Here is a 23787-nt window from a genome sequence, read left to right as displayed (position 1 = left end):
ATGGGTATCGAAGAGAAGCTGCCGAGCGGCATCCTCCTCACCTCGGTGGAGAAGCTGTCCAACTGGGCCCGCAAGTCCTCGTTCTGGGGCGCCACCTTCGGCCTCGCCTGCTGCGCGATCGAGATGATGGCCGCCGGCGGTCCGCACTACGACCTCGGCCGCTGGGGCATGGAGGTCTTCCGGGCCTCGCCCCGGCAGGCCGACCTGATGATCGTCGCCGGCCGGGTGAGCCAGAAGATGGCCCCGGTCGTTCGCCAGATCTACGACCAGATGCCCGAGCCGCGCTCGGTGATCTCGATGGGGGTCTGCGCCTCCTCGGGCGGCATGTTCAACAACTACGCGATCGTGCAGGGCGTCGACCACATCGTGCCGGTCGACATCTACCTGCCCGGCTGCCCGCCGCGGCCCGAGATGCTGATCGACGCGATCCTCAAGATGCGCGAGAAGGTCATGGCCCAGCCGCTCGGCCCGAACGGCCGCAAGATGCTCGAGGCCCGTCAGGAGCGCGGCGACGTTCCGGTCGTCGCCCCGGGCGCGATGCCGTCGTCGTACCGCGTGGACAAGGTGCGGCGCGCGGAGTGGACCCAGGCGGTCAAGGAAGGCCGTGAGGAGCAGCTGCGCATCGAGAACTGGATGAAGCTGCAGCCGCACCTTCGGGAGGGTGGCAAGTGACGACGCATTCCGAGAGCGACGGCGGCGTGCCGGCGACGCAGCCGGTGGGCGCCAACCTCGACGCCCCGGCGCAGACCCCGCCGAGCCCGGCGAAGGGCATGTTCGGCGTCAAGGGCACCGGCGACGTCTCCGGCTTCGGCGGCCTGGCCCGTCGGCGCCCGACCACGGTGGACAGCCCGCGGCCGTTCGGCGGCTACTTCGACGAGGTGTACGACGCGCTGGAGGAGGCCTACCCGGGCTTCGCCGACGCCGTCGAGAAGGTGGTCGTCGACCGTGGCGAGCTCACCCTGCACATCGCGCCGGAGCGGATCGCCGAGGTCTGCCAGATCATGCGCGACGACGAGTCGCTGCGCTTCGAGCTGTGCTCGTCGGTCGACGGCGTCGACTACCTGGGCAGTGACGAGCGCCGGCTGCACGTCGCGTACCAGCTGACCTCCATGACGTACCGCCGCCGCGTGCGCCTGGAGGCCGCGGTCGCCGTCGGGCAGAGCCTGCCCAGCGTGACCTCGGTCTACCCGACCGCCGACTGGCAGGAGCGGGAGATCTACGACATGTTCGGCGTCGTCTTCGACGGCCACCCCAACCTGACCCGGATCCTCATGCCGGACGACTGGGAGGGGCACCCGCAACGCAAGGACTACCCGCTCGGCGGCATTCCCGTCGAGTACAAGGGCGCCGAGATTCCGCCTCCTGACCAGCGGAGGGTCTACCAATGACACAGTCCGGCTACGCCACCGAACGAGAGACCACCGAGGGCCGCGTCTTCACGGTCACCGGCGGCGACTGGGACTCCGTCACCAGCAGCGTCGATCCGCTCAGCAACGAGAAGATCGTCGTCAACATGGGCCCGCAGCACCCGTCCACGCACGGCGTGCTGCGCCTCGTGCTGGAGCTCGAGGGTGAAACGGTGACCGAGTGCCGTCCCGTCGTGGGCTACCTGCACACCGGCATCGAGAAGAACCTCGAGTACCGCAACTGGACCCAGGGCGTCACGTTCGTGACCCGCATGGACTACCTGTCCAACATGTTCAACGAGGCCGGTTACTGCCTCGCCGTGGAGAAGCTGCTCGGCGTCACCGACCAGATCACCGAGCGGACGAACACGATCCGGGTCATGTTCATGGAGCTTCAGCGGATCGCCTCGCACCTGGTGTGGCTGGCGACGACCGGCATGGAGCTCGGCGCGATCTCGATGATGCTGTACGGCTTCCGCGAGCGCGAGTACATCCTCGACATCTTCGAGGAGACCTCCGGCCTGCGGATGAACAACGGCTTCATCCGCCCGGGCGGCCTCTCGCAGGACCTGCCCGAGTCGGCCGTCAAGAAGATCCGCGACTTCCTCGTCTACATGCCGAAGAAGCTCAAGGAGTACGAGGACATGCTCTCCGGCCAGGTCATCTGGCAGGAGCGTACGCAGGGTGTCGCAGTCCTCGACGTCACCGGCTGCATGGCACTGGGCACCACCGGACCGGTCCTGCGCGCCGCGGGCCTCGCCTGGGACCTGCGCAAGACCATGCCGTACTGCGGCTACGAGACGTACGAGTTCGACGTCCCGACCGCCACGACGGCCGACGTATGGGGCCGCTACCTGGTCCGGGTCGCCGAGATCCGCGAGTCGCTGAAGATCGTCGAGCAGGCGCTCGACCGGCTGCGCCCCGGTCCGATCTGGATCGAGGACAAGAAGATCGCCTGGCCGGCGCAGCTTGCGCTGGGCGTCGACGGGCTCGGCAACTCGCTCGAGCACGTCGCCAAGATCATGGGTCAGTCGATGGAGTCGCTGATCCACCACTTCAAGCTCGTGACCGAGGGCTTCCGGGTCCCGCCGGGGCAGGTCTACGTCGGCATCGAGCACCCGCGCGGCGAGCTCGGCGTGCACGCGGTGTCCGACGGTGGCACGCACCCGTACCGGGTGCACTACCGCGACCCGAGCTTCGTGAACCTCCAGGCCATCTCCGCGATGGCCGAAGGCGCTCTGCTGGCCGACGTGATCGCCGGCGGCGCGTCCCTGGACCCGGTGATGGGTGGGTGTGACCGATAGATGTCCGATACCACGGTTGAGTTCTCCCCGGCGGCCGCGCCGCTCGCGGAGAAGCTCCTGGAGCCCGCGCGCGAGATCATCGCCCGCTACCCGGTGGGCCGGGAGCGCTCCGCGCTGCTGCCGCTGCTGCACCTCGTGCAGACGGTGGAGGGGCACGTCAGCCCCGACGGCGTCGCGTTCTGCGCCGAGATCCTGGGCATCAACAAGGCCCAGGTCGGCGCGGTGGCGACCTTCTACACGATGTACAAGCGCCGCCCGACCGGTGACTACCTGATCAGCGTCTGCACCAACACGCTGTGCAACGTCCTGGGCGGGCAGGAGGTCTACGACGGCCTCGCCGAGCACCTCGGCGTCGGCCACGACGAGACCACCGCCGACGGCAAGATCACGCTGGAGCACGCCGAGTGCCTGGCGGCCTGCGACTACGCCCCGGTGGTGACGGTCAACTACGACTTCGCCATCGACGAGGCCACGCCCGAGGCGGCGGTGACCCTGGCCGAGCAGCTGCGCACCGGCGAACGGCCGACGCCCAGCCGCGGCGCCCGGATCTGCACGCTCAAGGAGATGCAGCTGCAGCTCGCCGGCTTCGCCGACGAGCGCGAGGGCGCGGTGGCCGACGGCGTCGCCGGCGCGCCCACCCTGCGCGGGGTCACGCTGGCCCAGCAGCACGGGGTCGCGGTGGCGAACTTCGACATCGACACCCCGATCGCGACGACCAAGCCGGCGCGCGACGAGTCGGCCAAGGCGGTCAAGGACCCGGCCCCGGCCGGTGCGCAGCCGCCGGCCAAGCACGAGGGCAAGATCGCCAGCGTCGCGAAGAAGGCGGCGGGCGCGGTCAAGTCCGCGGCTGCGGCGGTCGTCGACAAGGCCGAGCACGCGGTCGAGCACCGCAAGGCGGGCGCGCCGGTCAAGGCCGGCGACGTCAAGGACCCGGAGGTACGCGCGGCGGAGGCCCGCAACCCTGACGCGTCCACGCCGACGCCCGACCCGGCGCAGACCGACGTCACGAGCGTGCCGACCACCAGCACCGAGGCTGCGGGGGCGGCGAAGAACGCCACTGCCGGCGACGGCAAGCCCGCGGGTGACAGCGAGCGCGGCGAGAGCATCGTCAGCGAGAGCACCGCAGCGCACAGGGAGCAGTCGCCCGCCACGGAGAACCCGGGCTGGCAGAACGCTCAGCGCGGCAGCGAGGAGAAGAAGTGACCCAGCCACGGCGCGAGGTGCTCCAGAAGCTCACCCCCGTCCTGACCAAGCGCTGGCTGTCGCCGGACGCCTGGAAGATCGACGTGTACGAGCGGCTCGACGGCTACGCCGCGGTCCGCAAGGCGCTGGACGTACACCCCGACGACCTGATCCAGCTCGTCAAGGACTCGGGCCTGCGCGGCCGCGGCGGCGCCGGCTTCCCGACCGGACTCAAGTGGGGCTTCATCCCGCAGGGCGACGGCAAGCCGCACTACCTCGTCATCAACGCCGACGAGGGCGAGCCGGGCACCTGCAAGGACCTGCCGCTGATGACGTACGACCCGCACTCGCTGATCGAGGGCGCGATCATCGCCTCGTACGCGATCCGCGCGAGCCGGGCGTACATCTACATCCGCGGCGAGGCCGTGCACGCCGCCCGCCGGCTGCGCAACGCGGTCAAGGAGGCGTACGCCAAGGGCTACCTGGGCGAGAACATCCTCGGTTCCGGGTTCGACCTGGACCTCGTCGTGCACAGCGGCGCGGGTGCGTACATCTGCGGCGAGGAGACGGCCCTGCTGGACTCCCTCGAGGGCTTCCGCGGCCAGCCCCGGCTGCGCCCGCCGTTCCCCGCGGTCGCCGGCCTGTACGCCAGCCCCACCGTCGTCAACAACGTGGGCACCATCGCCTCGGTGCCGTACATCGTGCTGGGCGGCGCGGACTGGTGGAAGAGCATGGGCACGGAGAAGTCGTCCGGCCCGATGATCTACTCGCTCTCGGGCCGCATCGCCAACCCGGGCCAGTACGAGTGCGGCCTCGGCATCACCCTGCGCGAGCTGATCGAGCTCGCGGGCGGCATGAAGCCGGGCCACAACCTGAAGTTCTGGACGCCGGGCGGCTCGTCGACGCCGCTGCTCACCGCCGAGCACATCGACACCCCGATGGACTTCGAGGGCGTCGCGGCCGCGGGCTCGATCCTGGGCACCACGGCGATGCAGATCTTCTCCGACCAGGACTGCCCGGTGTACGCGACCTGGCGCTGGCTGGAGTTCTACCACCACGAGTCCTGTGGCAAGTGCACCCCGTGCCGTGAGGGCAACTACTGGATGGTGCGCACGTACCGTCGGATCCTCTCCGGTCAGGGCACCTACCAGGACCTGGACACCTTGCAGGACACGGCGGACAACATCTTCGGCCGGTCGTTCTGCGGCCTCGGCGACGGCGCGGCCACCCCGGTCGTCTCCACGCTGAAGTGGTTCCGGCAGGACTACCTGGACTACATCGAGGGCCGGACCGCTCCGCGGCTGTCCGAGAAGGCCCTGGTAGGAGCGCACTGATGACCGACGTCGCCAAGAAGACGGACACCGTCTCCCTCACCATCGACGGTGTCGAAGTCACCGCTGAGAAGGGCGAGCTGGTCATCCGGGTCGCCGAGCGGATGGGCATCGCCATCCCGCGGTTCTGCGACCACCCGCTGCTGGCCCCGGCCGGCGCCTGCCGGCAGTGCCTGGTGGAGGTGGAGGGCCAGCGCAAGCCGGTCGCCTCCTGCACCCAGACGGTCGCCGAGGGCATGATCGTCAAGACTCAGCTCAGCTCCCCGGTCGCCGCCAAGGCGCAGGCCGGCATCATGGAGATGCTGCTGATCAACCACCCGCTCGACTGCCCGACCTGCGACAAGGGCGGCGAGTGCCCGCTGCAGAACCAGGCGATGTCGAGCGGTCGCCCCGACACGCGGTTCCACGAGCACAAGCGCGAGTACGAGAAGCCGATCCACATCTCCAGCCAGGTGCTGCTGGACCGCGAGCGGTGCATCCTCTGCCAGCGGTGCACCCGGTTCTCCGAGGAGATCGCCGGCGACAAGTTCATCGACCTGATGGACCGCTCGTCCGGCGAGCAGATCAACGTGTACCGCGACGACTTCTTCGGCGGCACGGGCACCGGTGACGGCCAGGTGGGCGAGGGCGAGGGTGACGTCGCCTTCAACTCGTACTTCTCCGGCAACACGATCCAGATCTGCCCGGTGGGCGCGCTGACCGGCGAGCAGTACAGGTTCCGCGCCCGCCCGTTCGACCTGGTCTCCACGCCGACGACGTGCGAGCACTGCGCGGCCGGCTGCGCGATGCGGGCCGACCACCGCCGCGGCAAGGTGCTGCGCCGCCTCGCCGGCGACGACCCTGCGGTGAACGAAGAGTGGAACTGCGACAAGGGCCGGTGGGGCTTCCGCTACACCACCGGGTACGACCGCATCACCACCCCGATGGTCCGCGACGCCGACAGCGGCGAGCTGCGTGAGGCCTCCTGGTCCGAGGCGCTCGTCGTGGCGGCCGAGGGCCTGGCGGCGGCGAAGGGCAAGGGTGTCGGCGTGCTCACCGGCGGCCGGCTCACCGTCGAGGACGCGTACGCGTACGCGAAGTTCGCCCGGGTGGCCCTCGGCACGAACGACATCGACTTCCGGGCCCGGCCGCACTCGGCGGAGGAGGCGGAGTTCCTGGCCGCCTCGGTCGCCGGGGTCACCGACGTCACGTACGAGGACATCGAGACAGCGCCGTCGGCGCTCATCGTCGGGCTGGAGCCCGAGGAGGAGTGCCCGATCCTGTTCCTGCGCCTGCGTAAGGCCCACGGCAAGAAGCGGCTGAAGGTCACGGCGGTCGCGCCGTTCCTCAGCCGCGGCTTCGAGAAGCTCGGTGCGGCGCTGGTCCCGGCCGTTCCCGGCGACGAGGCGCGCCTGCTGGCCGGCGACGCCACGGTGGCCGCCGCGCTCAGCGCGCCCGGTTCGCTGCTGTTCGTCGGCGAGCGGCTCGCGAGCGTTCCCGGTGGCCTGTCCGCCGCGGCCGCGCTTGCCGCCCGGACCGGCGCCCGGCTCGCCTGGGTGCCGCGGCGCGCGGGTGACCGCGGCGCGGTGGACGCGGGCTGCCTGCCCAACCTGCTGCCCGGCGGCCGCCCGGTCGCCGACGCGGCGGCGCGGGCCGAGCTGGCCGCCGCCTGGGACGTGGACGCGGGTGCCCTGCCCGCCGCCGCGGGCCGGGACACGGACGCGATCATCGCGGCCGCCGCGGACGGTTCGCTCGGCGCCCTGCTGGTCGCCGGCGTCGACCCGGCCGACCTCGCCGACCCGCGCCTGGCCGAGCAGGCCCTGGACGCGGTGCCGTTCCTGGTCAGCGTCGAGCTGCGGCAGAGCGCCGTGACCCGGCGCGCCGACGTGGTCCTGCCGATCGCGCCGGCGCCGGAGAAGGCCGGCACGTTCATGGACTGGGAGGGCCGCCTGCGGACCTTCGAGGCCGTGCTGCCGACCGGCGCGATGACCGACGGCCGGGTGCTGGAGGCCATCGCGGCGTCCATGGACTTCTCGCTGGGCACGGGTGACGTCACCGCCATCCGGCGTGAGCTGGGCGCGATGCCGGCGAGCCGGTCCGAGCGGCCGGCGCTGCCCACGGTGGCTCCGGCGAGCCTGCCGGAGCCGGGCGCGCAGGAGGCGGTCCTCGCCACCTGGCACCAGCTGCTCGACCTCGGCGCGCTGCTCGACGGCGACGAGGTGCTGGCCGGCACGGCCCGCAAGCCGGTGGTGCGGCTCGGCAAGGACCTCGCCGAGGCGCTCGGCGTGGCCGACGGCGACGCCGTCACGGTCGGCACCGACCGCGGCGCGCTCACGCTGCCGGCGGAGATCGCCGACCTGCCCCCGCGGGTCGTGTGGCTGCCCACGAACTCGCCGGGCTCGACCGTGCGTCGCAGCCTGGGCGTCACCTCGGGTGCGGTGGTCCGGCTCAGCGCCGGCAAGCCGGGCCCGGTCCTCGCCCAAGGGGTGAACTGATGAACACAGTGATTCTCGGAGCGGCGCAGGATCCGACGCTGCAGACGTTCGAGAACGACGTCTGGTGGATCACGCTGATCAAGCTGCTGGGCGTCTTCGTCGTCCTGCTGCTGCTGACGCTCTTCACGATCAACTATGAGCGCAAGGTCGTGGCCCGGATGGCGGTCCGGCCGGGCCCCAACCAGGTCGGTCCGAAGGGCTGGCTGCAGAGCCTCACCGACGGCCTCAAGCTGCCGTTCAAAGAGGAGATCATCCCGAAGACGGCCGACCGGGCGGTGTACTTCATCGCCCCGGTGATCTCGGCGACCTGCGCGTTCACCGCGTTCTCGGTGATCCCGTTCGGGCCGGTCGTGTCGATCTTCGGGCACAAGACCGCGCTGCAGCTCACCGACGTGCCGGTCTCGGTGCTGGTGCTGCTCGCCTGCTCCTCGATGAGCGTCTACGGCGTCGTGCTCGCCGGCTGGGCGTCGGGTTCGACGTACCCGCTGCTGGGCGGCCTGCGGTCGAGCGCGCAGATGATCTCGTACGAGGTCGCGATGGGCCTGTCCATCGTGGCGGTGTTCATGACGGCCGGCACGATGTCCACCTCGCAGATCATCAAGGCGCAGGCGGGCAACGGGGAGTCGAGCGTCGACATCCTCGGCTGGAACCCCACCGCCCCGAGCTGGTACGCGGTCCTGCTGCTGCCGAGCTTCATCATCTACTGCATCGCGGCGGTCGGTGAGACCAACCGGGCCCCGTTCGACCTGCCCGAGGCGGAGTCCGAGCTGGTCGGCGGCTTCCACACCGAGTACTCGTCGTTCAAGTTCGCGATGTTCTTCCTCGCCGAGTACATCAACATGATCACCGTCTCGGCGTTCGCCACCACGCTGTTCCTCGGCGGCTGGCGGGCACCCGCGCCGATCACCACGTTCTGGGCGGGCGCCAACTCCGGCTGGTGGCCGCTGCTCTGGTGGCTGGTGAAGGTCCTGATCCTGCTCTTCGGCTTCATCTGGCTGCGGGCCACGCTGCCCCGGATGCGCTACGACCAGTTCATGCGCTTCGGCTGGAAGGTCCTGATCCCGGTCAACCTGGTCTGGATCCTCTTCCTGGCCGGCGTCCGGGTCACCAACGACCGGATCGACGGCGGCGCGCGGTACCTGGTCTACGTCGTCGCGGCGGTGGTGGTGCTCGGCATCGCCCTGCTCTGGCCGGCGAGCAAGAAGCCGCGGGAGCGTTCGATCGAGGAACAGCTCGCCGCCCGCCCGCCGGGCAGCTTCCCGGTCCCGCCCATCGACCTGCAGGTGCCGCCCAGCCCGCGCGCCCGCCGCGCGGTGGCCGAGCGCCAGCCCGCCACGGTCGGCGGCACGACCACCGACCCGGACGACGACACGTCAGACAAGGAGGTGTGACGTGGGAACGTTCACGGGCTCGTTCAAGGGCTTCGGGGTGACCTTCGCGCACATGTTCCGCAAGGTCATCACGACCGACTACCCGTTCACGCCGCCCAAGCCGGCGCCGCGCTACCACGGGCGGCACATCCTCAACCGGCACCCGGACGGCCTCGAGAAGTGCATCGGCTGCGAGCTGTGCGCCTGGGCCTGCCCGGCGGACGCGATCTACGTCGAGGGTGGCGACAACACCGACGAGATGCGCTTCTCCCCGGGTGAGCGGTACGCCAGCATCTACCAGATCAACTACGCCCGCTGCATCTTCTGCGGGCTCTGCATCGAGGCCTGCCCGACCCGTTCGCTGACCATGAGCAACGAGTACGAGCTGGCCCGCGACAGCCGCCAGGACCTCATCTTCACCAAGAAGGAGCTCCTGGCCCCGCTGCTGCCCGGCATGGAGCAGCCGCCGCACCCGATGCGGCTGGGCGACACCGACAAGGACTACTACGTCGGCGCGCTGACCAACCCCGGCACGTCGGCCGGCGCCGAGCGGGCTCCCTGGTCGGACTCCGGCACCCGGGACGCGTCGACCGCCGGTGAGCCGGGCGCCCGGGCCGAGACGGCGGGCACGCTGCGCCGCGAGGACGCCGCTGACCAGCCCGCAGAGGTGAAGCGATGATGATGTCGTACGCGGCGGAGGCCGCCGCTCAGGTCTCCACCGGGGAGGCGTGGGCGTTCTGGATCCTCGGGACGCTGGCCGTGATCGGCGGCCTGGGCATGGTGCTCGCCCGCAACGCGGTGCACTCCGCCCTGTGGCTCGTCGTCACGATGCTCTGCCTGGGCTTCCTGTACGTGGTCAACTCCGCGCCCTTCCTCGGCGCGGTCCAGATCATCGTCTACACCGGCGCGATCATGATGCTGTTCCTCTTCGTGCTGATGCTGGTCGGCCGGGACGCCTCGGACTCGCTCATCGAGACCCTGCGCGGCCAGCGCGTCGCGGCGATCCTGCTGGGCGCCGGCTTCGGCGTGCTGCTGGCGGCCGGCCTGGCCCGCTCGCTCGGCGACACGGCGGTGGCCGGGCTGGCCGAGGCGAACGCGGCCGGCAACGTGCCCGGCATCGCCCGGCTGCTGTTCACCAAGTACGTCTTCGCCTTCGAGGTCACGTCGGCGCTGCTCATCACGGCGGCGGTCGGCGCGATGGTGCTCGCGCACGTCGAGCGGGCCAAGGGCGAGGTCATGGACCAGGTCGCCCGGATGAAGGAGCGCTTCCGCCCCGGCAACTACCCCGGTGCGAAGCCGGGCCCGGGCGTGTACGCCAACACCATGTCGGTGGCCGCGCCGGCGAAGCTGCCCGACGGCAAGGGCTCGGACCGCAGCATCTCGCCGATCCTGCCGGTACGGGAACTCACCGCGACCGAGGCCGCACCCAAGGGGACGGACAAGTGACTCCTGACTACTACCTCGTCCTGGCGGCGATCCTGTTCACCATCGGCGCCGCCGGGGTGCTCGTCCGCCGCAACGCGATCGTCCTGTTCATGTGCATCGAGCTGATGCTGAACGCGGCGAACCTCGCGCTGGTGACCTTCAGCCGCATCAACGGCACGCTCGACGGCCAGATCATCTCGTTCTTCGTGATGGTGGTCGCGGCGGCCGAGGTCGTGGTCGGGCTCGCCATCATCATGTCGATCTTCCGGACGCGACGCTCGGCGAGCGTCGACGACGCCAACCTCCTCAAGTACTAAAGGGGCCTTCACGTGGAACAGACAGTGGAGTATGCCCACGCGACGGGGCTCTTGAGCGGAATCTGGCTGCTCGTCGCCATTCCGCTCGCCAGCGCGACGGTGCTGCTGCTGCTCGGCAAGCGGGCCGACAAGTGGGGCCACTGGCTCGGCGTGCTGGCGGTCGCCGCTACTTTCGTCCTCGGCCTGTCGATGTTCCTCAGCCTGCGCGGGCTGGAGGCGGAGGCGCGCTCCGCCCAGCAGAGCCTGTGGGACTTCATCACCGTCGGCGGGCTGAAAGTCGACTTCGGGCTGCTCTTCGACCCGCTGTCCGGCGTCTTCGTCCTGCTGATCACCGGCGTCGGGTCGCTCATCCACCTGTACGCGGTGGGCTACATGGAGCACGACCCGGGGCGGCGGAAGTTCTTCGCGTACTTCAACCTCTTCGTCGCGGCCATGCTCCTGCTGGTCCTCGGCAACAACTACGTGATGCTGTACTTCGGCTGGGAGGGCGTGGGTCTCGCGTCGTACCTGCTGATCTCGTTCTGGTACACCCGGCCGTCCGCGGCGACCGCGGGCAAGAAGGCGTTCCTGATGAACCGGGTCGGCGACGCCGGCCTTGCCATCGGCATCTTCCTGATGTTCGCCACGCTGGGCACCACCCAGTACGACGGGGTGTTCAACGGCGTCTCCACGCTCTCCGGCGGGACCGTGCTGGTCATGGGCATCCTGCTGCTGCTCGGTGCGGCCGGTAAGTCCGGTCAGTTCCCGCTGCAGGCCTGGCTCCCGGACGCGATGGAGGGCCCGACCCCGGTCTCGGCCCTCATCCACGCCGCGACGATGGTCACCGCCGGCGTCTACCTGATCGCCCGCTCGCACGCGATCTTCACGGCGAACGAGACGCTGCAGACCGTCGTGGTCACCGTCGGCGCGATCACCCTGCTGATGGGCTGCATCATCGGCGCGGCGAAGGACGACATCAAGCGCGTGCTCGCCTGGTCGACGGTCAGCCAGATCGGCTACATGTTCCTCGGCGTCGGGCTCGGCGGGGCGGCGTACGCGCTGGCGATCATCCATCTGCTGGCGCACGGCTTCTTCAAGGCGAACATGTTCCTCGGCGCCGGCTCGGTCATGCACGGCATGCACGACCAGGTCGACATCCGGCGCTTCGGCGGGCTGAGCAAGTACATGAAGTGGACCTGGCTCACCTTCATGACCGGCTGGCTCGCGATCATCGGCATCCCGCCGCTGTCCGGCTTCTTCTCCAAGGAGCCGATCATCGTGGCAGCGTTCGAGCGCGAGGGCTGGACCGCCTGGCTGTACGGCCTCGCCGCGCTGCTCGGTGCCGGGCTCACCGCGTTCTACATGACGCGCCTGTTCGTGCTGACGTTCCACGGTCCGAAGCGCTGGACCGAGGACATCCACGAGCCGCACGAGTCGCCGCTCATCATGACCGTGCCGCTGATGCTGCTGGCGGTCGGCTCGATCGCCGCAGGCTGGCTGATGTCCACCTCGGTGCCGGACTGGCTGGAGCCGGTCTTCCGCCAGGAGGAGGCCGAGGCGACCCCGGTGCTCGCGCACTGGCTGCTCACCACGCTGAGCATCGTCGTGACGCTGCTCGGCGCCGGCCTCGCCTGGGCCCTGTTCCGCAACGGTACGGCCGAGCAGGAGCAGCCGGCCGGCGTGCTGGTCCGCGCCGCCCGTCGCAACCTGTACACCGACGCGTTCAACGAGGCGGTGTTCGAGCGGCCGGGCATCTACCTGACCCGCGCCCTGGTCTACCTCGACAACAGGGGCATCGACGGCGTGGTCAACGGCCTCGCGGCCACCGTCGGCGGGAGCTCCGGGCGCCTGCGCCGGCTCCAGTCGGGCTTCGTCCGCTCGTACGCGTTGTCCATGCTCACCGGCGCCGTGCTGGTCGTCGGCGCGTTCCTCGCGATCCAGCTGGGGTGGTTGGCGTAATGAAGGACTTCCCGTTCCTGTCCATCCTGACGTTGCTCCCGCTGGTGGGCGCGGCAGTGGTGGCCTTCATCCCGCGCAGCAAGGGCGGTCTCGCGAAGACCGTCGCGCTGGCGTGGTCGCTGGTGGTGCTCGTGCTGAGCATCGTCATGTGGGTGGCGTTCCAGGTCGGCGGCGACCGGTTCCAGTTCCGCGAGTCGTACCAGTGGATCCCCACCTGGGACGCGCGGTTCACGTTCGCCGCGGACGGCATCGCGCTGGTCATGCTCGTGCTGATCGCGGTGCTCGTACCGCTGGTGATCCTGGCCTCGTGGAACGACATCGACGAGACCAAGCGGTCGGTGCCGACGTACTTCGCGCTGCTGCTCACCCTCGAGTGCACGATGATCGGCGTCTTCGCGGCCGCCGACGTGTTCCTGTTCTACGTGTTCTTCGAGGTCATGCTCGTGCCGATGTACTTCATCATCGGCTCGTACGGCGGCCAGCGCCGCCAGTACGCCGCGGTGAAGTTCTTCCTCTACTCGCTGGTCGGCGGCCTGTTCATGCTGGCCGCCGTGATCGGCCTCTGGGTCGTCGGCGGGCACACGTTCGACTGGGCGAACCTGAAGGACGCCTCGGCGGCCTTCGAGACGAACACCGCCCGCTGGCTGTTCCTCGGCTTCTTCATCGCGTTCGCGGTCAAGGCGCCGTTCTTCCCGTTTCACACCTGGCTGCCCGACGCCGGTGGTGCCGCCCCGGCGCCCGCGGCGGCGCTGCTCGTCGGCGTGCTGGACAAGGTCGGCACCTTCGGCATCCTGCGCTACTGCCTCCCGCTGTTCCCGGAGGCGTCGCGCTGGTTCGCGCCGGCGGCGCTGGTGCTGGGTGTCATCGGCATCATCTACGCGGCGCTGCTGGCGGTCGGTCAGAACGACCTCAAGCGGCTGGTGTCGTACACGTCGATCGCGCATTTCGGCTTCATCGGCATCGGCATCTTCGCCTTCACCACCCAGGCGGGCACCGGCTCGGTGCTCTACATGGTCAACCACGGCCTCGCCACCGGCCTGCTGTTCCTGGTCGTGGGCATGTTCGTGGCCCGCCGCGGCTCGGCCCTGGTGAGCGACTTCGGCGGCGCCGGCAAGCTCGTCCCGGTGCTGGCCGGCGTGCTGTTCTTCGCCGGCCTCGCCTCGCTGGCCCTGCCCGGTACGGCGCCGTTCGTCAGCGAGTTCCTGGTGCTGATCGGCACGTTCGCGACGCACAAGGTCTACGCGGTCATCGCGACGGCCGGCATCATCCTCGCCGCCGCGTACGTGCTGTGGATGTTCCAGCGCACGACGCAGGGCACGCTCAACCCGGCGCTGAACGACGTGCCGGCCATGCACAAGGACATCACGCTGCGCGAGAAGCTCGTCGTCGCGCCGCTGGTGCTCCTGCTGCTGCTCCTCGGCTTCTACCCGAAGCCGGTCACCGATGTGATCAACCCGGCGGTCCAGGCGACCATGCAGGACGTCGGAAAGACCGATCCGGCGCCGACGGCGGTCGCGAACGGGAAGGTGGCGCGGTAGCCATGCAAGACCTCAAACTGCCCGACATCGACTACGGCGCGCTCGCGCCGATGTTGATCCTCCTGGGGGCGGCCTGCCTGGGCGTGCTCTTCGAGGCGCTTCTGCCCAAGGCCCGGCGGCACGGCTTCCAGCTCGGGCTCGCGCTGCTGGCGACGGTGGCCGCGCTGGTCACCGTCATCATCGAGCGCAACACCCGGATCGTCACGATCGGCGGCGCCGTCGCCATCGACGGGCCGACGCTGTTCCTGCAGGGCTCGATCTTGATGCTCGGGCTCGTCTCGCTGCTGCTGATCGGTGAGCGCACCGTCGAGGCGGGCGGCGCGTTCGTCTCGCAGGCCGCCGTCACCGTCGGCTCGCAGAAGGACCTGCGGCAGGCCGGCAGCCAGCCCGGAGCGACCGAGGTGTACCCGCTGACGATCTTCTCGCTCGGCGGCATGCTGCTGTTCGTGTCGGCGAACGACCTGCTGACGATGTTCGTCGCGCTCGAGGTGCTGTCGCTGCCGCTGTACCTGCTGTGCGCCCTGGCCCGCCGGCGCCGCCTGCTGAGCCAGGAAGCGGCCCTGAAGTACTTCCTGCTGGGCTCGTACGCCTCGGCGTTCTTCCTGTTCGGTGTGGCGCTGCTGTACGGCTACAGCGGCGGCGTCGACCTGGCCGCCATCCACAATGCGGTGGCCGACCCGAACCGCAGCGAGGTGCTGCTCTACGCCGGTCTGGCGCTCGTCGCCATCGGCCTGCTCTTCAAGAGCGCGGCCGCGCCGTTCCACGTGTGGACGCCGGACGTCTACCAGGGCGCCCCGACGCCGATCACGGCGCTGATGGCAGCCTGCACCAAGGTGGCGGCGTTCGGCGCGCTCCTGCGCGTGCTGTACGTGGCGTTCGAGGGCGTGCGCTGGGACTTCCAGCCGGTCCTGGGCGTCATCGCGATCCTGACGATGCTGATCGGCGCCGTGCTGGCGGTCACCCAGACCGACATGAAGCGGCTCCTGGCGTACTCGTCGATCGCGAACGCGGGGTACCTGCTGGTGGGCGTGCTCGCGCTCAACAAGGAGGGCCTGGCCAGCACGATGTTCTACCTGGTCGCGTACGGCTTCTCGGTGCTGGCCGCGTTCGGCATCGTCTCGCTGGTCCGCGACGCCGAGGGCGAGGCCACGCACCTGTCCCGCTGGGCCGGGCTGGGCCGCAAGAGCCCGCTGCTGGCCGGGGTCTTCTCGTTCATCCTGCTGGCCTTCGCCGGCATCCCGCTCACCAGCGGCTTCACCAGCAAGTTCGCGGTGTTCGGGGCGGCGATCGACGGCGGGCAGACCTGGCTGGTGATCGTCGGTGTGATCACGAGCATGGTGCTGGCGTTCCCGTACCTGCGGGTGATCGTGATGATGTGGCTGCAGGAGCCGGGCGAGAGCACGCCGACGGTGTCGATCCCGGGCTTCCTGACGTCCGCCGCGCTGGCCATCGGGGTCATCGCCACGTTCGCGCTGGGTGTGATCCCTGCCCCACTGCTGGATCTCACCAACGACGCCGCGCAGTTCGTCAGATAACTGTCATATGGCGAGAAAAGCCCCGGCCGATGGCCGGGGCTTTTTCGTGCGCCGGCACCCGGCAGTCCCGCCCGGCGCCGGCGGCAGAAGCGTGACCAGCCACTATGCGCGCCCGGTGCGCCGGTCCCGCCGGAACGGTGTCCGTACCCTCGAAGAATTTTGATCTTGGAAGATCGACCCCTGGGGCGCCCGCGGGAAATCCCGTATGGCATCGTGAAAGCGTGACTGCTGACAGCGCGCTGACGTGGCTCGGCCTCGACCCCGCGGTCGACGCGTCGGTCTCCGCCACGCTCGCCGTGGTGGAAGACGAGTTGCGCAAGAACGTCGCCAGCGCCGACCCGCTCATCGCGGAGGCCGCCCGGCACCTGATGGACGCGGGCGGCAAGCGGACCCGGCCGCTCGTCGTGGCCCTGGGCGCGCAGTTCGGCGACCCTTCGCGGCCTGAGATCGTGCCGGCCGCCCTGGTTGTGGAGCTCACCCACCTGGCCACGCTCTACCACGACGACGTCATGGACGAGGCCACCGTGCGGCGCGGGGCGCCCAGCGCCAACGCGCGCTGGGGCAACTCCGTGGCGATCCTGGTCGGCGACTACCTGTTCGCGCGGGCCGCGGACCTCGCGGCCTCCCTCGGCACGGAGGCGGTCCGGCTGCAGGCCCAGACCTTCTCCCGGCTGGTGCACGGCCAGATCGCCGAGACGGTCGGTGCGCGTGGCGGCGACCCGATCGACCACTACCTGCACGTGATCGCCGAGAAGACCGCGTCGCTGTTCGCGACCTCGGCCCGCTTCGGTGGCCTCTTCTCCGGTGCGAAGCCCGAGCACGTCGCGGCCCTCGCGGGGTACGGCGAGACGATCGGCGTCGCGTTCCAGCTCTCCGACGACCTGCTCGACATCGCGTCCGAGTCGGTGCAGTCCGGCAAGACGCCGGGCACCGACCTGCGCGAGGGCGTCCCGACGCTCCCGGTGCTGTACGCGCTCGCCGGCGACGACACCGATGCCTCGGCGGTGCGCCTGCGGGAGCTGCTGGCCTCCGGACCGCTCGTCGACGATGCCCTGCACGCCGAGGCGCTCGGCCTGCTGCGCGAGTCCGCGGCGATGAAGCGCGCCCGGGAGACCGTCCGCGGTTACGCGGAGGAGGCACGCGCCTGCCTCGCGCCGCTGCCCGACGGGTCACCCCGCCGGGCGATGGAGGCGCTCTGCGATTCCATTGCCGACCGGACCAGCTGACATCTCCACAATGGAATTTCCGGTTCTGACTCCGGCCGGTGCGTAACTTTGACGTTGATCGTGGTAAGGCGCATTCGTTTCCGCTGGTGAACGGTCGTGCACGCAGCGATGACCATGGTCCGGGGAAAGCGTCATTCGTGAACGCTGAGTGTCAGCAGCCATACGTGCGGTAGAGATTCGTCGCGGTCGACACGCTTCAGGCATTCCGTCCGGGGAAGATTATTCATATGGTGTAAGTCCCCGGCGTCGGAGGTAGCTGTGCGCGACCCCCTGGCGGAGCCGTCAGATCTCATCCGGAGCGTGTCACGTGCCCTGCGCGTGCTCGAGTCGGTAGGTCGGGCCCCGCGCGGACTCACCGTGAAACAGATCGCTCGACGGTGCGAGCTGACTGTCGCCACGACGTACCACCTTGTCCGCACGCTGGCGTACGAGGGATACGTCATCAGGCGGGAGGACGGCACGTACATCGTCGGCCTCGAGATCGCGGACCGGTACCGCGAGCTGGTCTCCGCGTTCCGGGGCCCGCCGTCCGTCGGTGAGGCGCTGCGCCGCGCCGCCGTCGAGACGGGGTACAGCCACTACCTCGGCCGGTTCGTCGGGGGCCGGATAGCCGTCACCGCCTCCGCCGAGGGCGCGCGCTCGCCGTTCATGGACGACATGGTCCCCGGCTTCGACGAGGGCGGCCACGCCACCGCTCTCGGCAAGGCCCTGCTCGCCACGCTCACCGCCGACCAGCGCGCCCGATACCTGCGCGACTGGGGCATGCGCGCGTTCACGCCCGCCACGCTGACCACCCCCGAGGCGCTCGAGGCCGACCTGGCCGCCGGGGAGCGCCGCGGCATGCAGCTCGAGATGGGCCAGTTCCGCCAGGGCCTTGCCTGCGCCGCCGTCAACGTCATCACCGACCGCGACATGGAACGCCGGCTCGTCCTCGCCTGCGCGCTGCCGGCCGCCGAGATGCTCACGTCCGCACGGGTGGTCCGCGCCAAGCTGACCTCGGCCGCCCGCAGCGTCGCGGAGGCGCTGTCCACGGGTGACGCCGCCACTGCCTGACCTGTTTGAACCCGCCGGCCCGCGCGCCCGTAGTTGAGGGTGGAACGCGCGAGGGAGGTCGGCCGGCTTGAAGGATCAGGACGCCGAGCTGCTGCGCGCGTTGCAGGACGAGCACGGGGACGCCCTGTTCGCACACGCGGTACGCCTCTCCGGGGGCGACCGCCAGCGGGCCGAGGACCTCGTGCAGGAGACCCTGCTGCGGGCCTGGCGACATCCGGAGTCGCTGGACCTCGAGCGGGGCACGGTGCGGTCATGGCTGTTCACCACCGCGCGCAACCTGGCGATCGACGCCTGGCGGCGGCGGTCGGTACGGGTCGGCGAGGTGGTCACGGACATGATTCCCGAGCCTCCGCCCAGCGCGGACGAGGCGGACCGGGCGGTGGAGGCCTGGACGGTCGCGGAAGCGCTGGGACGGCTCTCCCGGAGCCACCGCGAGGTCCTGGTCGAATGCTTCTACCAGGGCCGCTCGGTCGCGGAGGCGGCCGCCCGGCTCGGCGTCCCGCCGGGCACGGTCAAGTCACGTACGCACTACGCCTTGCGCTCTCTGCGCATGGCCCTGGACGAGATGGGGGTGACGGGATGAGGTGCGACCACGAACACGACGACGGCGCGTACGTCCTCGGCGCCCTGTCACCCGCGGAACGGGCCGCGTACGAACGGCACCTCGCGACCTGCTCCTTCTGCCGCGAGGCGGTCGCCGACATCGCGGTGCTCCCCGGCCTGCTCGGCCGCCTCGACCCGGCCGACTTCGAGCGGCTGCTGGAACCCGACTTCACCGCCGGGCAGCGTCCGCAGCACCGCCGACCCGCTATGCCGGACCTGGTCACGGCTGCCCAGTCCACCCGCCGCGAGGAACGCAAACGGCTGCGCTGGCGCGTGCTCGGCACCGCCCTCGCCGCGGCCTGCCTCGCGCTGGTCGCCGGCATCGGCGCCGTCTTCTGGATGGGCCGCGGCGGCGCCCCCGATCCGGCGATCCCGGGCCCGGCCGTCGCGATGACCCCCGACAACGAGCAGGTGCCCGTCTCCGCGCAGATCTCCCTCGCCGGGGCGCCGGGCGGCACGAAGGTCAACCTGCTGTGCGCGTACAACCGGGGGAACGAGAACTCCGAGCCGTACACGATCCGCCTGATGGCGTACGGCCCGGACCGCGAGAGCGAACAGCTGGGCTCCTGGATCGCCTCGCCGGGCAAGGAGTTCAGCATGTCCGGCGTCACGCACTTCACCGACGGGATGCTGTCCCGCCTGGCGCTCGTGCGCAACGACGGGCGGACGCTGCTCGCCTACGACGTCCCCTGACGGCCCGCCCCTTGGGCTGTCAGCGTGGCGGCAGGGCGGAGGCCGGCTCCGCGGTGGCGGCCGCGGGGTCGGTCCCCGTCCGCCTCGCACCGTCCCGGGCCCTGATCCGCGACCCCCGGATCCCGTCGACGGTGAAGATGATCAGCGCGACCCACACCAGGCCGAAACCGGCGAGCCGCGCGGCGGGCATCGGCTCGTGGAACAGCAGAACACCACACGCCAGCTGCAGAATCGGCGCCACATACTGAAGAATGCCGAGACCCACGAGCGGCACCCGGTTGGCCGCAGCGGCGAAAAGCAGCAACGGTACGGCGGTCGCCACGCCGGCCAGCACCATCAGCACGGTGTGGGCCGTCGACACATGTCCGAACTCGGCCCCGCCGTCGGCGTTCAACCAGCCTAGATAGGCCAGCGTGGGCAGGGCCAGCACGGCGGACTCGACGAACAACCCCTCCGCCGGCGGCAGCGACAACCGCTTCTTGACCAGACTGTACGACCCGAAGCTCGCGGCCAGCACCAGAGCGATGTACGGCAGATGCCCGTAGTCGACGGTCAGCACGCCGACAGCCAGCGCACCGATCCCGACGGCCACCCACTGCCACCGCCGCAGCCGCTCGCGCTGGACGGTCACACCGAGCAGGACGACAACGAGCGGCGTGATGAAGTACCCGAGCGCGGTCTCGACAACCCGGGAAGAGTTGACGCCGACGATGTACGTCGCCCAGTTCACACCGATCAGCAGGCCGGCCAGGGAGACGCCGCCGAGAAGCCGGCGGTCCCGGATCAGCCGGCCGAGGAAGCGCCAGTTCCGCATGGCGGCGAGCAGGAGGCTGATGAACAGGACGGACCAGATGATGCGGTGGGCGAGGATCTCGAGCGGGGGAGAGGGCTTGAGCAGCTTGAAGTAGATGGGGAAGAAGCCCCACATCGCGTACGCGGCCAGCCCGTACAGATACCCACGCCGTTCCTCACCCATGAGGTCACCGTAAGTGGTGGTTGGGGGGTGGGTCCTTGCATATGTCGAACGTCACCGGGCGCGTGCGGGCCGCCCGGCCGGGTTCCGGCGGGTGCGTTGGGCGGCCCGGGCGCTCGGGTGGCCGGTCGCTGAGCGTTCGGGGCCCCGTGGGCTCGCGGTGACCGGCTTCTGGACGTCCGGGGCCGGCCCGGCGTCTGCGTGGCTGGGGCCGGCCCGGCTGATGTTCGCGCGCCGGCGCTGCCGTCGTCCGTGCCGGCGGCTTCGCGCCGGCTTCGTGCCGGCTTCGTGCCGGCGGCCTGTGGTGGCGTCCGTTTGTGCAGCGGGCGTCAGTCGTCGTCGCCGTCAGGGACCAGCATGTTGAGCAGCCAGCTGACGATGCCGACCAGGAGGGCCCCGAGGACCGCGCTCGGCCAGAAGTCGTCGACGTGGAACGGCAGGTCGAACTGCCCGGCGATCCAGCTCGTCAGCAGGAACAGCAGTCCGTTGACGATCAGCGAGATGAGGCCGAGCGTCAACACGTACAGCCCGCAGCCGATCGTCTTGATGACCGGCCGCAGCACCGCATTGACGATCCCGAAGATGACGGCGACGGCGACCAGCGTGCCGGCCTTACCCGGCGCCGAATCGGTCGTGAGCCGGATCCCGTCGATGACCAGAGTGGCGATCCACAGCGAGACCGCGGTGATCGCCAGCCGGATGATGATGCCCATGGCACCGGATGGTGCCACGCCCGGGCCACCAACATCAGCAACACTCCGCGATCTTGTTGCCATCAGGTGAAGAAAGAGACTTATCGAAAGTCGCTGATGAGGTGGTGGATAGTCGCTCGCCGGCCGGTCGTGGGCGTGTGCGGCCCGCTGGCCTGGGGATCTGGCGGCTGGGCGCTGCGTTGCGGGGTGGCGCGCTGGACCGGGCGCTGCGTGCGGTCCAGGGCGTGCGGCGTTGTCGGTTGGGGCGGTGCTGGGCGTTTCGCGCTGGTGCGGGTCGGGCGTTGGGCAGGCGCTGTCGGTCGGCGGCGGCGCTGACCGTTTCCGGCTCGCGCGGGCCGGGCGTGGGGCAGGCGCCGTCGGCTGGCAGCGGCGGTAACCGTTTCCGACTCGTGCGGGGCGGGCTTTGGGCAGGCGCTGTCGGCTGGCAGCGGCGCTGTTCGTCGGGCTCCGCGCTCTGCGCGAGACAGGCAGCGGCGTTGGCCGGCCGTCCGGAACAGGCGCGTTGGCCAGGCGCGTTGGCAGGGCGGCTGGGACAGGCGAGTTGGCCGGGCGGGTGGGACAGGTGCGGTGGGCGGGCGGGTCAGCCGCGGGCGGGTGGGCCGATGAGTTGGGCCTCGATGGGGGTTTGGGAGAGCGCCGCCCAGCGGACTGCTCGGCGGTTGATGACGCCGATCATGTCCGGGCGGATCTGGGTGAGCCACTTGGCCGTCTCGCCCAGGCCGAGGGCCGCGCCGACGAGTTGGGCTTCCTCGGCGCGTAGTGGCTGGACCAGGAGGAGGTCTGCGCGGGAGGCCACGTCCGCGTCCGCGGGGCTGAAGTCGTCTCGGATGACCATTGTGGCCTGCCAGCCGGCGCCGGGGCGGTTGTCGGCGCCGACCGGGCCGATGTCCACCACGACGAGGAGGGGATGCAGGGCCGAGCCCGGCGGGATCTCGACCGCGCGGCCCGGTGGGATCACCGCGATGGATTCGCCCGGGACGGCGGCGCCGCGTACGAAGGGTTCCCAGGCTTGGGGGCGGGCGGTCTGCACCACGACGCGGGCGCCGAGGGCCATGGCTCGCAGGCACATCAGCTGGGCGCAGCGCACTCCGCCGACCAGGAGCGCCCGGGTCTGTTCGGGGCGGAAGAATCGCGCGATGACCGGCTCGCCGCGGCGATTGCTGCCCACCATCAGGCCCGCGTTGCCGATGGGCAGGTCGAGGTTGTCGAGCTGGTCGACGCGGGTGGCCTCGGCGCTCGCATGGCCCGGTATCGCCGGGGCGGTGGGGATGCCGAGGGGCAGGGTGGCGGTCAGCCCGTCGAGGTGCTCACCGTCCAGGCGGCGTACGGTGGCCCGCTCGGCGGCGAGCAGTTTGCGCAGCGTCTGGGTGGCGAAGGACAGCGCGGCGGCGTCCGGGGCGGCAAGGCGGATGGTCAGGTCGAGCGCTGTGTCCGTACCCGTGGCGGATCGGGGCCCCGCGCCCAGCGCAACGGTCGTCGCCGCCGCCGGGAGCGCAAGCATCCGCGCGACGATGCGCCGCGCCGTCTCGATCCGCAGGTCGGGCCAGCGGGCCAGCCGGAACGTCGCTTGGGTCATGCCGCCGACCTGCAGCCCCGGCCAGTTCTCCTGGGCGGCGCCGACGCCGTCGTCGTGGGCGAGCTCCGCGATCACGCGCAGGGCAGCGGCCTCGCCGAGCGGACGGACCGCGGTCGGTGCGAGACGGCGTACGAGCTTGCGGACCAGCCCGGACAGGGCGCGTCGCAGGTCCTCCTCCGTCCAGCCCTCGGCGCGCAGGATCCGCACGGACAGAAGGGATCGGCTGTGGCCGAGCAGCCGGCCTTCCGTCAATTGACGGTACGAGTTGGCCGGAGTGCCGCCGCCCGCGCGCAGTGAGGGAGCGGGGGCGCCCGTGAGCAGAAGCTGAATGCGGCACGGTGGGTGCTCGGAGCCTGCCGGTGGCAGCAGCCCGACGGGCGACGGGAAGGACCCGCCCTCCTCGGCCAGCAGTGCCGTCGGATCGCCCAGTTCGAGCACCGCCGTCATGCCCTGGGCGTCGACGATGAGGGCGGCGGGGTCGCCGGCGAGCTCGATCTGGTCGACCTGCGACCCGGGCGCGACGAACTCGAGCAGTGCAGTAGGCGCGCTGCTGACGGAGACGAGGTGACGACGGCCGGCGAAGCGCATCGCCGTGCCGAGCCACTCGAAGGCCCATCGGCCCCGCAGCCGCAGCCACGTGATCGCCAGCAGCACGACCGCCACGAACACCGCGCCGCCGAGCGCCAACGGTCCGTTGATCGCGCCTATCAGTAAGGCCACGGCGGCCACCTGAGTGCTGACGAGCTGACTGGTGCGAATACCGAACATCCGTCCAGATCGGACATGCTGGGTGCGTACCTTGGGCAGGCGTTGATCCGCGCCCCCGAGCTCCGGGAAGCTGCGGTCGCTCGCCACCTCTGCCGTCACCCTGCCCGCCTTTCGGTCGACCTCTGTTGCGGGCCCATCGTATGGCCCCCCGCCGGGCGGCGGGGGGCGCCTGTGGATGACGGGACATCGATATCCACAGGTTGACCGATCGGGATACCGTGACTGCGTCCGTCCCGCTACGTTCGGCAATTGGAACGGACGATCGGCTGCTCAGGGGTGCCCCCCACGGCATCGCCGGAGGGACTAACCTGATGGCCACGTCAATGTGCCGGTGGTCGATGCAGTCGATCCGGACAGGATTC

General features: G+C 70.5%; 20 protein-coding genes. 17 read left to right on the top strand and 3 right to left on the bottom strand.

All coding sequences use genetic code 11. The features are described from left to right. From IT780_RS15605 to IT780_RS15525, 17 genes are all read left to right on the top strand, one after another. Complete coding sequence (locus IT780_RS15605; RefSeq protein WP_199512253.1) at positions 1 to 672, top strand: NuoB/complex I 20 kDa subunit family protein; 672 nt, start codon at positions 1 to 3, stop codon at positions 670 to 672. Next, positions 669 to 1388, top strand: a complete 720-nt coding sequence (locus IT780_RS15600) for an NADH-quinone oxidoreductase subunit C (protein WP_199512252.1) — start codon at positions 669 to 671, stop codon at positions 1386 to 1388. The genes IT780_RS15605 and IT780_RS15600 overlap by 4 nt, the downstream gene beginning before the upstream one ends. Further along, positions 1385 to 2710, top strand: coding sequence for an NADH-quinone oxidoreductase subunit D (locus IT780_RS15595; protein WP_199512251.1), 1326 nt, complete (start codon positions 1385 to 1387; stop codon positions 2708 to 2710). The genes IT780_RS15600 and IT780_RS15595 overlap by 4 nt, the downstream gene beginning before the upstream one ends. Next, complete coding sequence (gene nuoE, locus IT780_RS15590) at positions 2711 to 3913, top strand: NADH-quinone oxidoreductase subunit NuoE (protein ID WP_199512250.1); 1203 nt, start codon at positions 2711 to 2713, stop codon at positions 3911 to 3913. Then, positions 3910 to 5226 (top strand): NADH-quinone oxidoreductase subunit NuoF, encoded by a 1317-nt coding sequence (gene nuoF, locus IT780_RS15585; RefSeq protein WP_199512249.1) that lies wholly within the window; start codon positions 3910 to 3912, stop codon positions 5224 to 5226. Before nuoE ends, nuoF begins: the two co-directional genes overlap by 4 nt. Next, the gene (locus IT780_RS15580) at positions 5226 to 7697 is read left to right on the top strand and encodes an NADH-quinone oxidoreductase subunit G (protein WP_199512248.1); all 2472 of its coding nucleotides are present in this window, start codon (positions 5226 to 5228) and stop codon (positions 7695 to 7697) included. The genes nuoF and IT780_RS15580 overlap by 1 nt, the downstream gene beginning before the upstream one ends. Beyond that, positions 7697 to 9088, top strand: a complete 1392-nt coding sequence (gene nuoH / locus IT780_RS15575; RefSeq protein ID WP_199512247.1) for an NADH-quinone oxidoreductase subunit NuoH — start codon at positions 7697 to 7699, stop codon at positions 9086 to 9088. Before IT780_RS15580 ends, nuoH begins: the two co-directional genes overlap by 1 nt. Before the next feature lies 1 nt (position 9089). Beyond that, positions 9090 to 9746, top strand: coding sequence for an NADH-quinone oxidoreductase subunit NuoI (nuoI, locus tag IT780_RS15570; protein ID WP_199512246.1), 657 nt, complete (start codon positions 9090 to 9092; stop codon positions 9744 to 9746). Next, positions 9746 to 10513: an NADH-quinone oxidoreductase subunit J gene (locus IT780_RS15565; protein WP_199512374.1), complete on the top strand. Its 768-nt coding sequence runs from the start codon at positions 9746 to 9748 to the stop codon at positions 10511 to 10513. Before nuoI ends, IT780_RS15565 begins: the two co-directional genes overlap by 1 nt. Then, complete coding sequence (gene nuoK / locus IT780_RS15560) at positions 10510 to 10809, top strand: NADH-quinone oxidoreductase subunit NuoK (RefSeq protein ID WP_023357573.1); 300 nt, start codon at positions 10510 to 10512, stop codon at positions 10807 to 10809. The genes IT780_RS15565 and nuoK overlap by 4 nt, the downstream gene beginning before the upstream one ends. A 12-nt stretch (positions 10810 to 10821) precedes the next feature. Beyond that, on the top strand, positions 10822 to 12747 hold the full coding sequence (gene nuoL / locus IT780_RS15555) for an NADH-quinone oxidoreductase subunit L (protein WP_199512245.1): 1926 nt from the start codon (positions 10822 to 10824) through the stop codon (positions 12745 to 12747). Continuing rightward, positions 12747 to 14285 carry an NADH-quinone oxidoreductase subunit M gene (locus IT780_RS15550; RefSeq protein WP_199512244.1) on the top strand — a complete coding sequence of 513 codons (1539 nt, stop codon included), beginning with the start codon at positions 12747 to 12749 and terminating at the stop codon, positions 14283 to 14285. The genes nuoL and IT780_RS15550 overlap by 1 nt, the downstream gene beginning before the upstream one ends. 2 nt (positions 14286 to 14287) lie before the next feature. Beyond that, positions 14288 to 15820: an NADH-quinone oxidoreductase subunit NuoN gene (nuoN, locus tag IT780_RS15545; RefSeq protein ID WP_199512243.1), complete on the top strand. Its 1533-nt coding sequence runs from the start codon at positions 14288 to 14290 to the stop codon at positions 15818 to 15820. A 239-nt stretch (positions 15821 to 16059) separates the two neighbouring features. Further along, on the top strand, positions 16060 to 17046 hold the full coding sequence (locus IT780_RS15540; protein ID WP_233412938.1) for a polyprenyl synthetase family protein: 987 nt from the start codon (positions 16060 to 16062) through the stop codon (positions 17044 to 17046). A 258-nt stretch (positions 17047 to 17304) separates the two neighbouring features. Beyond that, complete coding sequence (locus IT780_RS15535) at positions 17305 to 18099, top strand: IclR family transcriptional regulator (protein ID WP_199512241.1); 795 nt, start codon at positions 17305 to 17307, stop codon at positions 18097 to 18099. Between the two features lie 67 nt (positions 18100 to 18166). Further along, positions 18167 to 18682: a sigma-70 family RNA polymerase sigma factor gene (locus tag IT780_RS15530; protein ID WP_199512240.1), complete on the top strand. Its 516-nt coding sequence runs from the start codon at positions 18167 to 18169 to the stop codon at positions 18680 to 18682. Beyond that, positions 18679 to 19395, top strand: a complete 717-nt coding sequence (locus IT780_RS15525) for an anti-sigma factor family protein (protein ID WP_199512239.1) — start codon at positions 18679 to 18681, stop codon at positions 19393 to 19395. The genes IT780_RS15530 and IT780_RS15525 overlap by 4 nt, the downstream gene beginning before the upstream one ends. A gap of 19 nt (positions 19396 to 19414) precedes the next feature. Here IT780_RS15525 and rarD read toward each other — a convergent pair whose 3' ends face one another. The 3 genes from rarD to eccE all read right to left on the bottom strand — a co-directional run bounded on the left by rarD (position 19415) and on the right by eccE (position 23425). Then, complete coding sequence (rarD, locus tag IT780_RS15520; RefSeq protein WP_199512238.1) at positions 19415 to 20371, bottom strand: EamA family transporter RarD; 957 nt, start codon at positions 20369 to 20371, stop codon at positions 19415 to 19417. Between the two features lie 326 nt (positions 20372 to 20697). Continuing rightward, the gene (locus IT780_RS15515; RefSeq protein WP_199512237.1) at positions 20698 to 21081 is read right to left on the bottom strand and encodes a phage holin family protein; all 384 of its coding nucleotides are present in this window, start codon (positions 21079 to 21081) and stop codon (positions 20698 to 20700) included. A 580-nt stretch (positions 21082 to 21661) separates the two neighbouring features. Next, positions 21662 to 23425 carry a type VII secretion protein EccE gene (gene eccE / locus IT780_RS15510; RefSeq protein ID WP_233412935.1) on the bottom strand — a complete coding sequence of 588 codons (1764 nt, stop codon included), beginning with the start codon at positions 23423 to 23425 and terminating at the stop codon, positions 21662 to 21664. Positions 23426 to 23787 lie beyond the last annotated feature (362 nt).

The organism is Nucisporomicrobium flavum (assembly GCF_016464385.1).
Classification (GTDB): Bacteria; Actinomycetota; Actinomycetes; order Mycobacteriales; family Micromonosporaceae; genus Actinoplanes; species Actinoplanes flavus_A.
The sequence above is the reverse complement of the archived record's forward strand: the minus strand, read 5'-3'. Positions and strand labels throughout refer to the sequence as shown.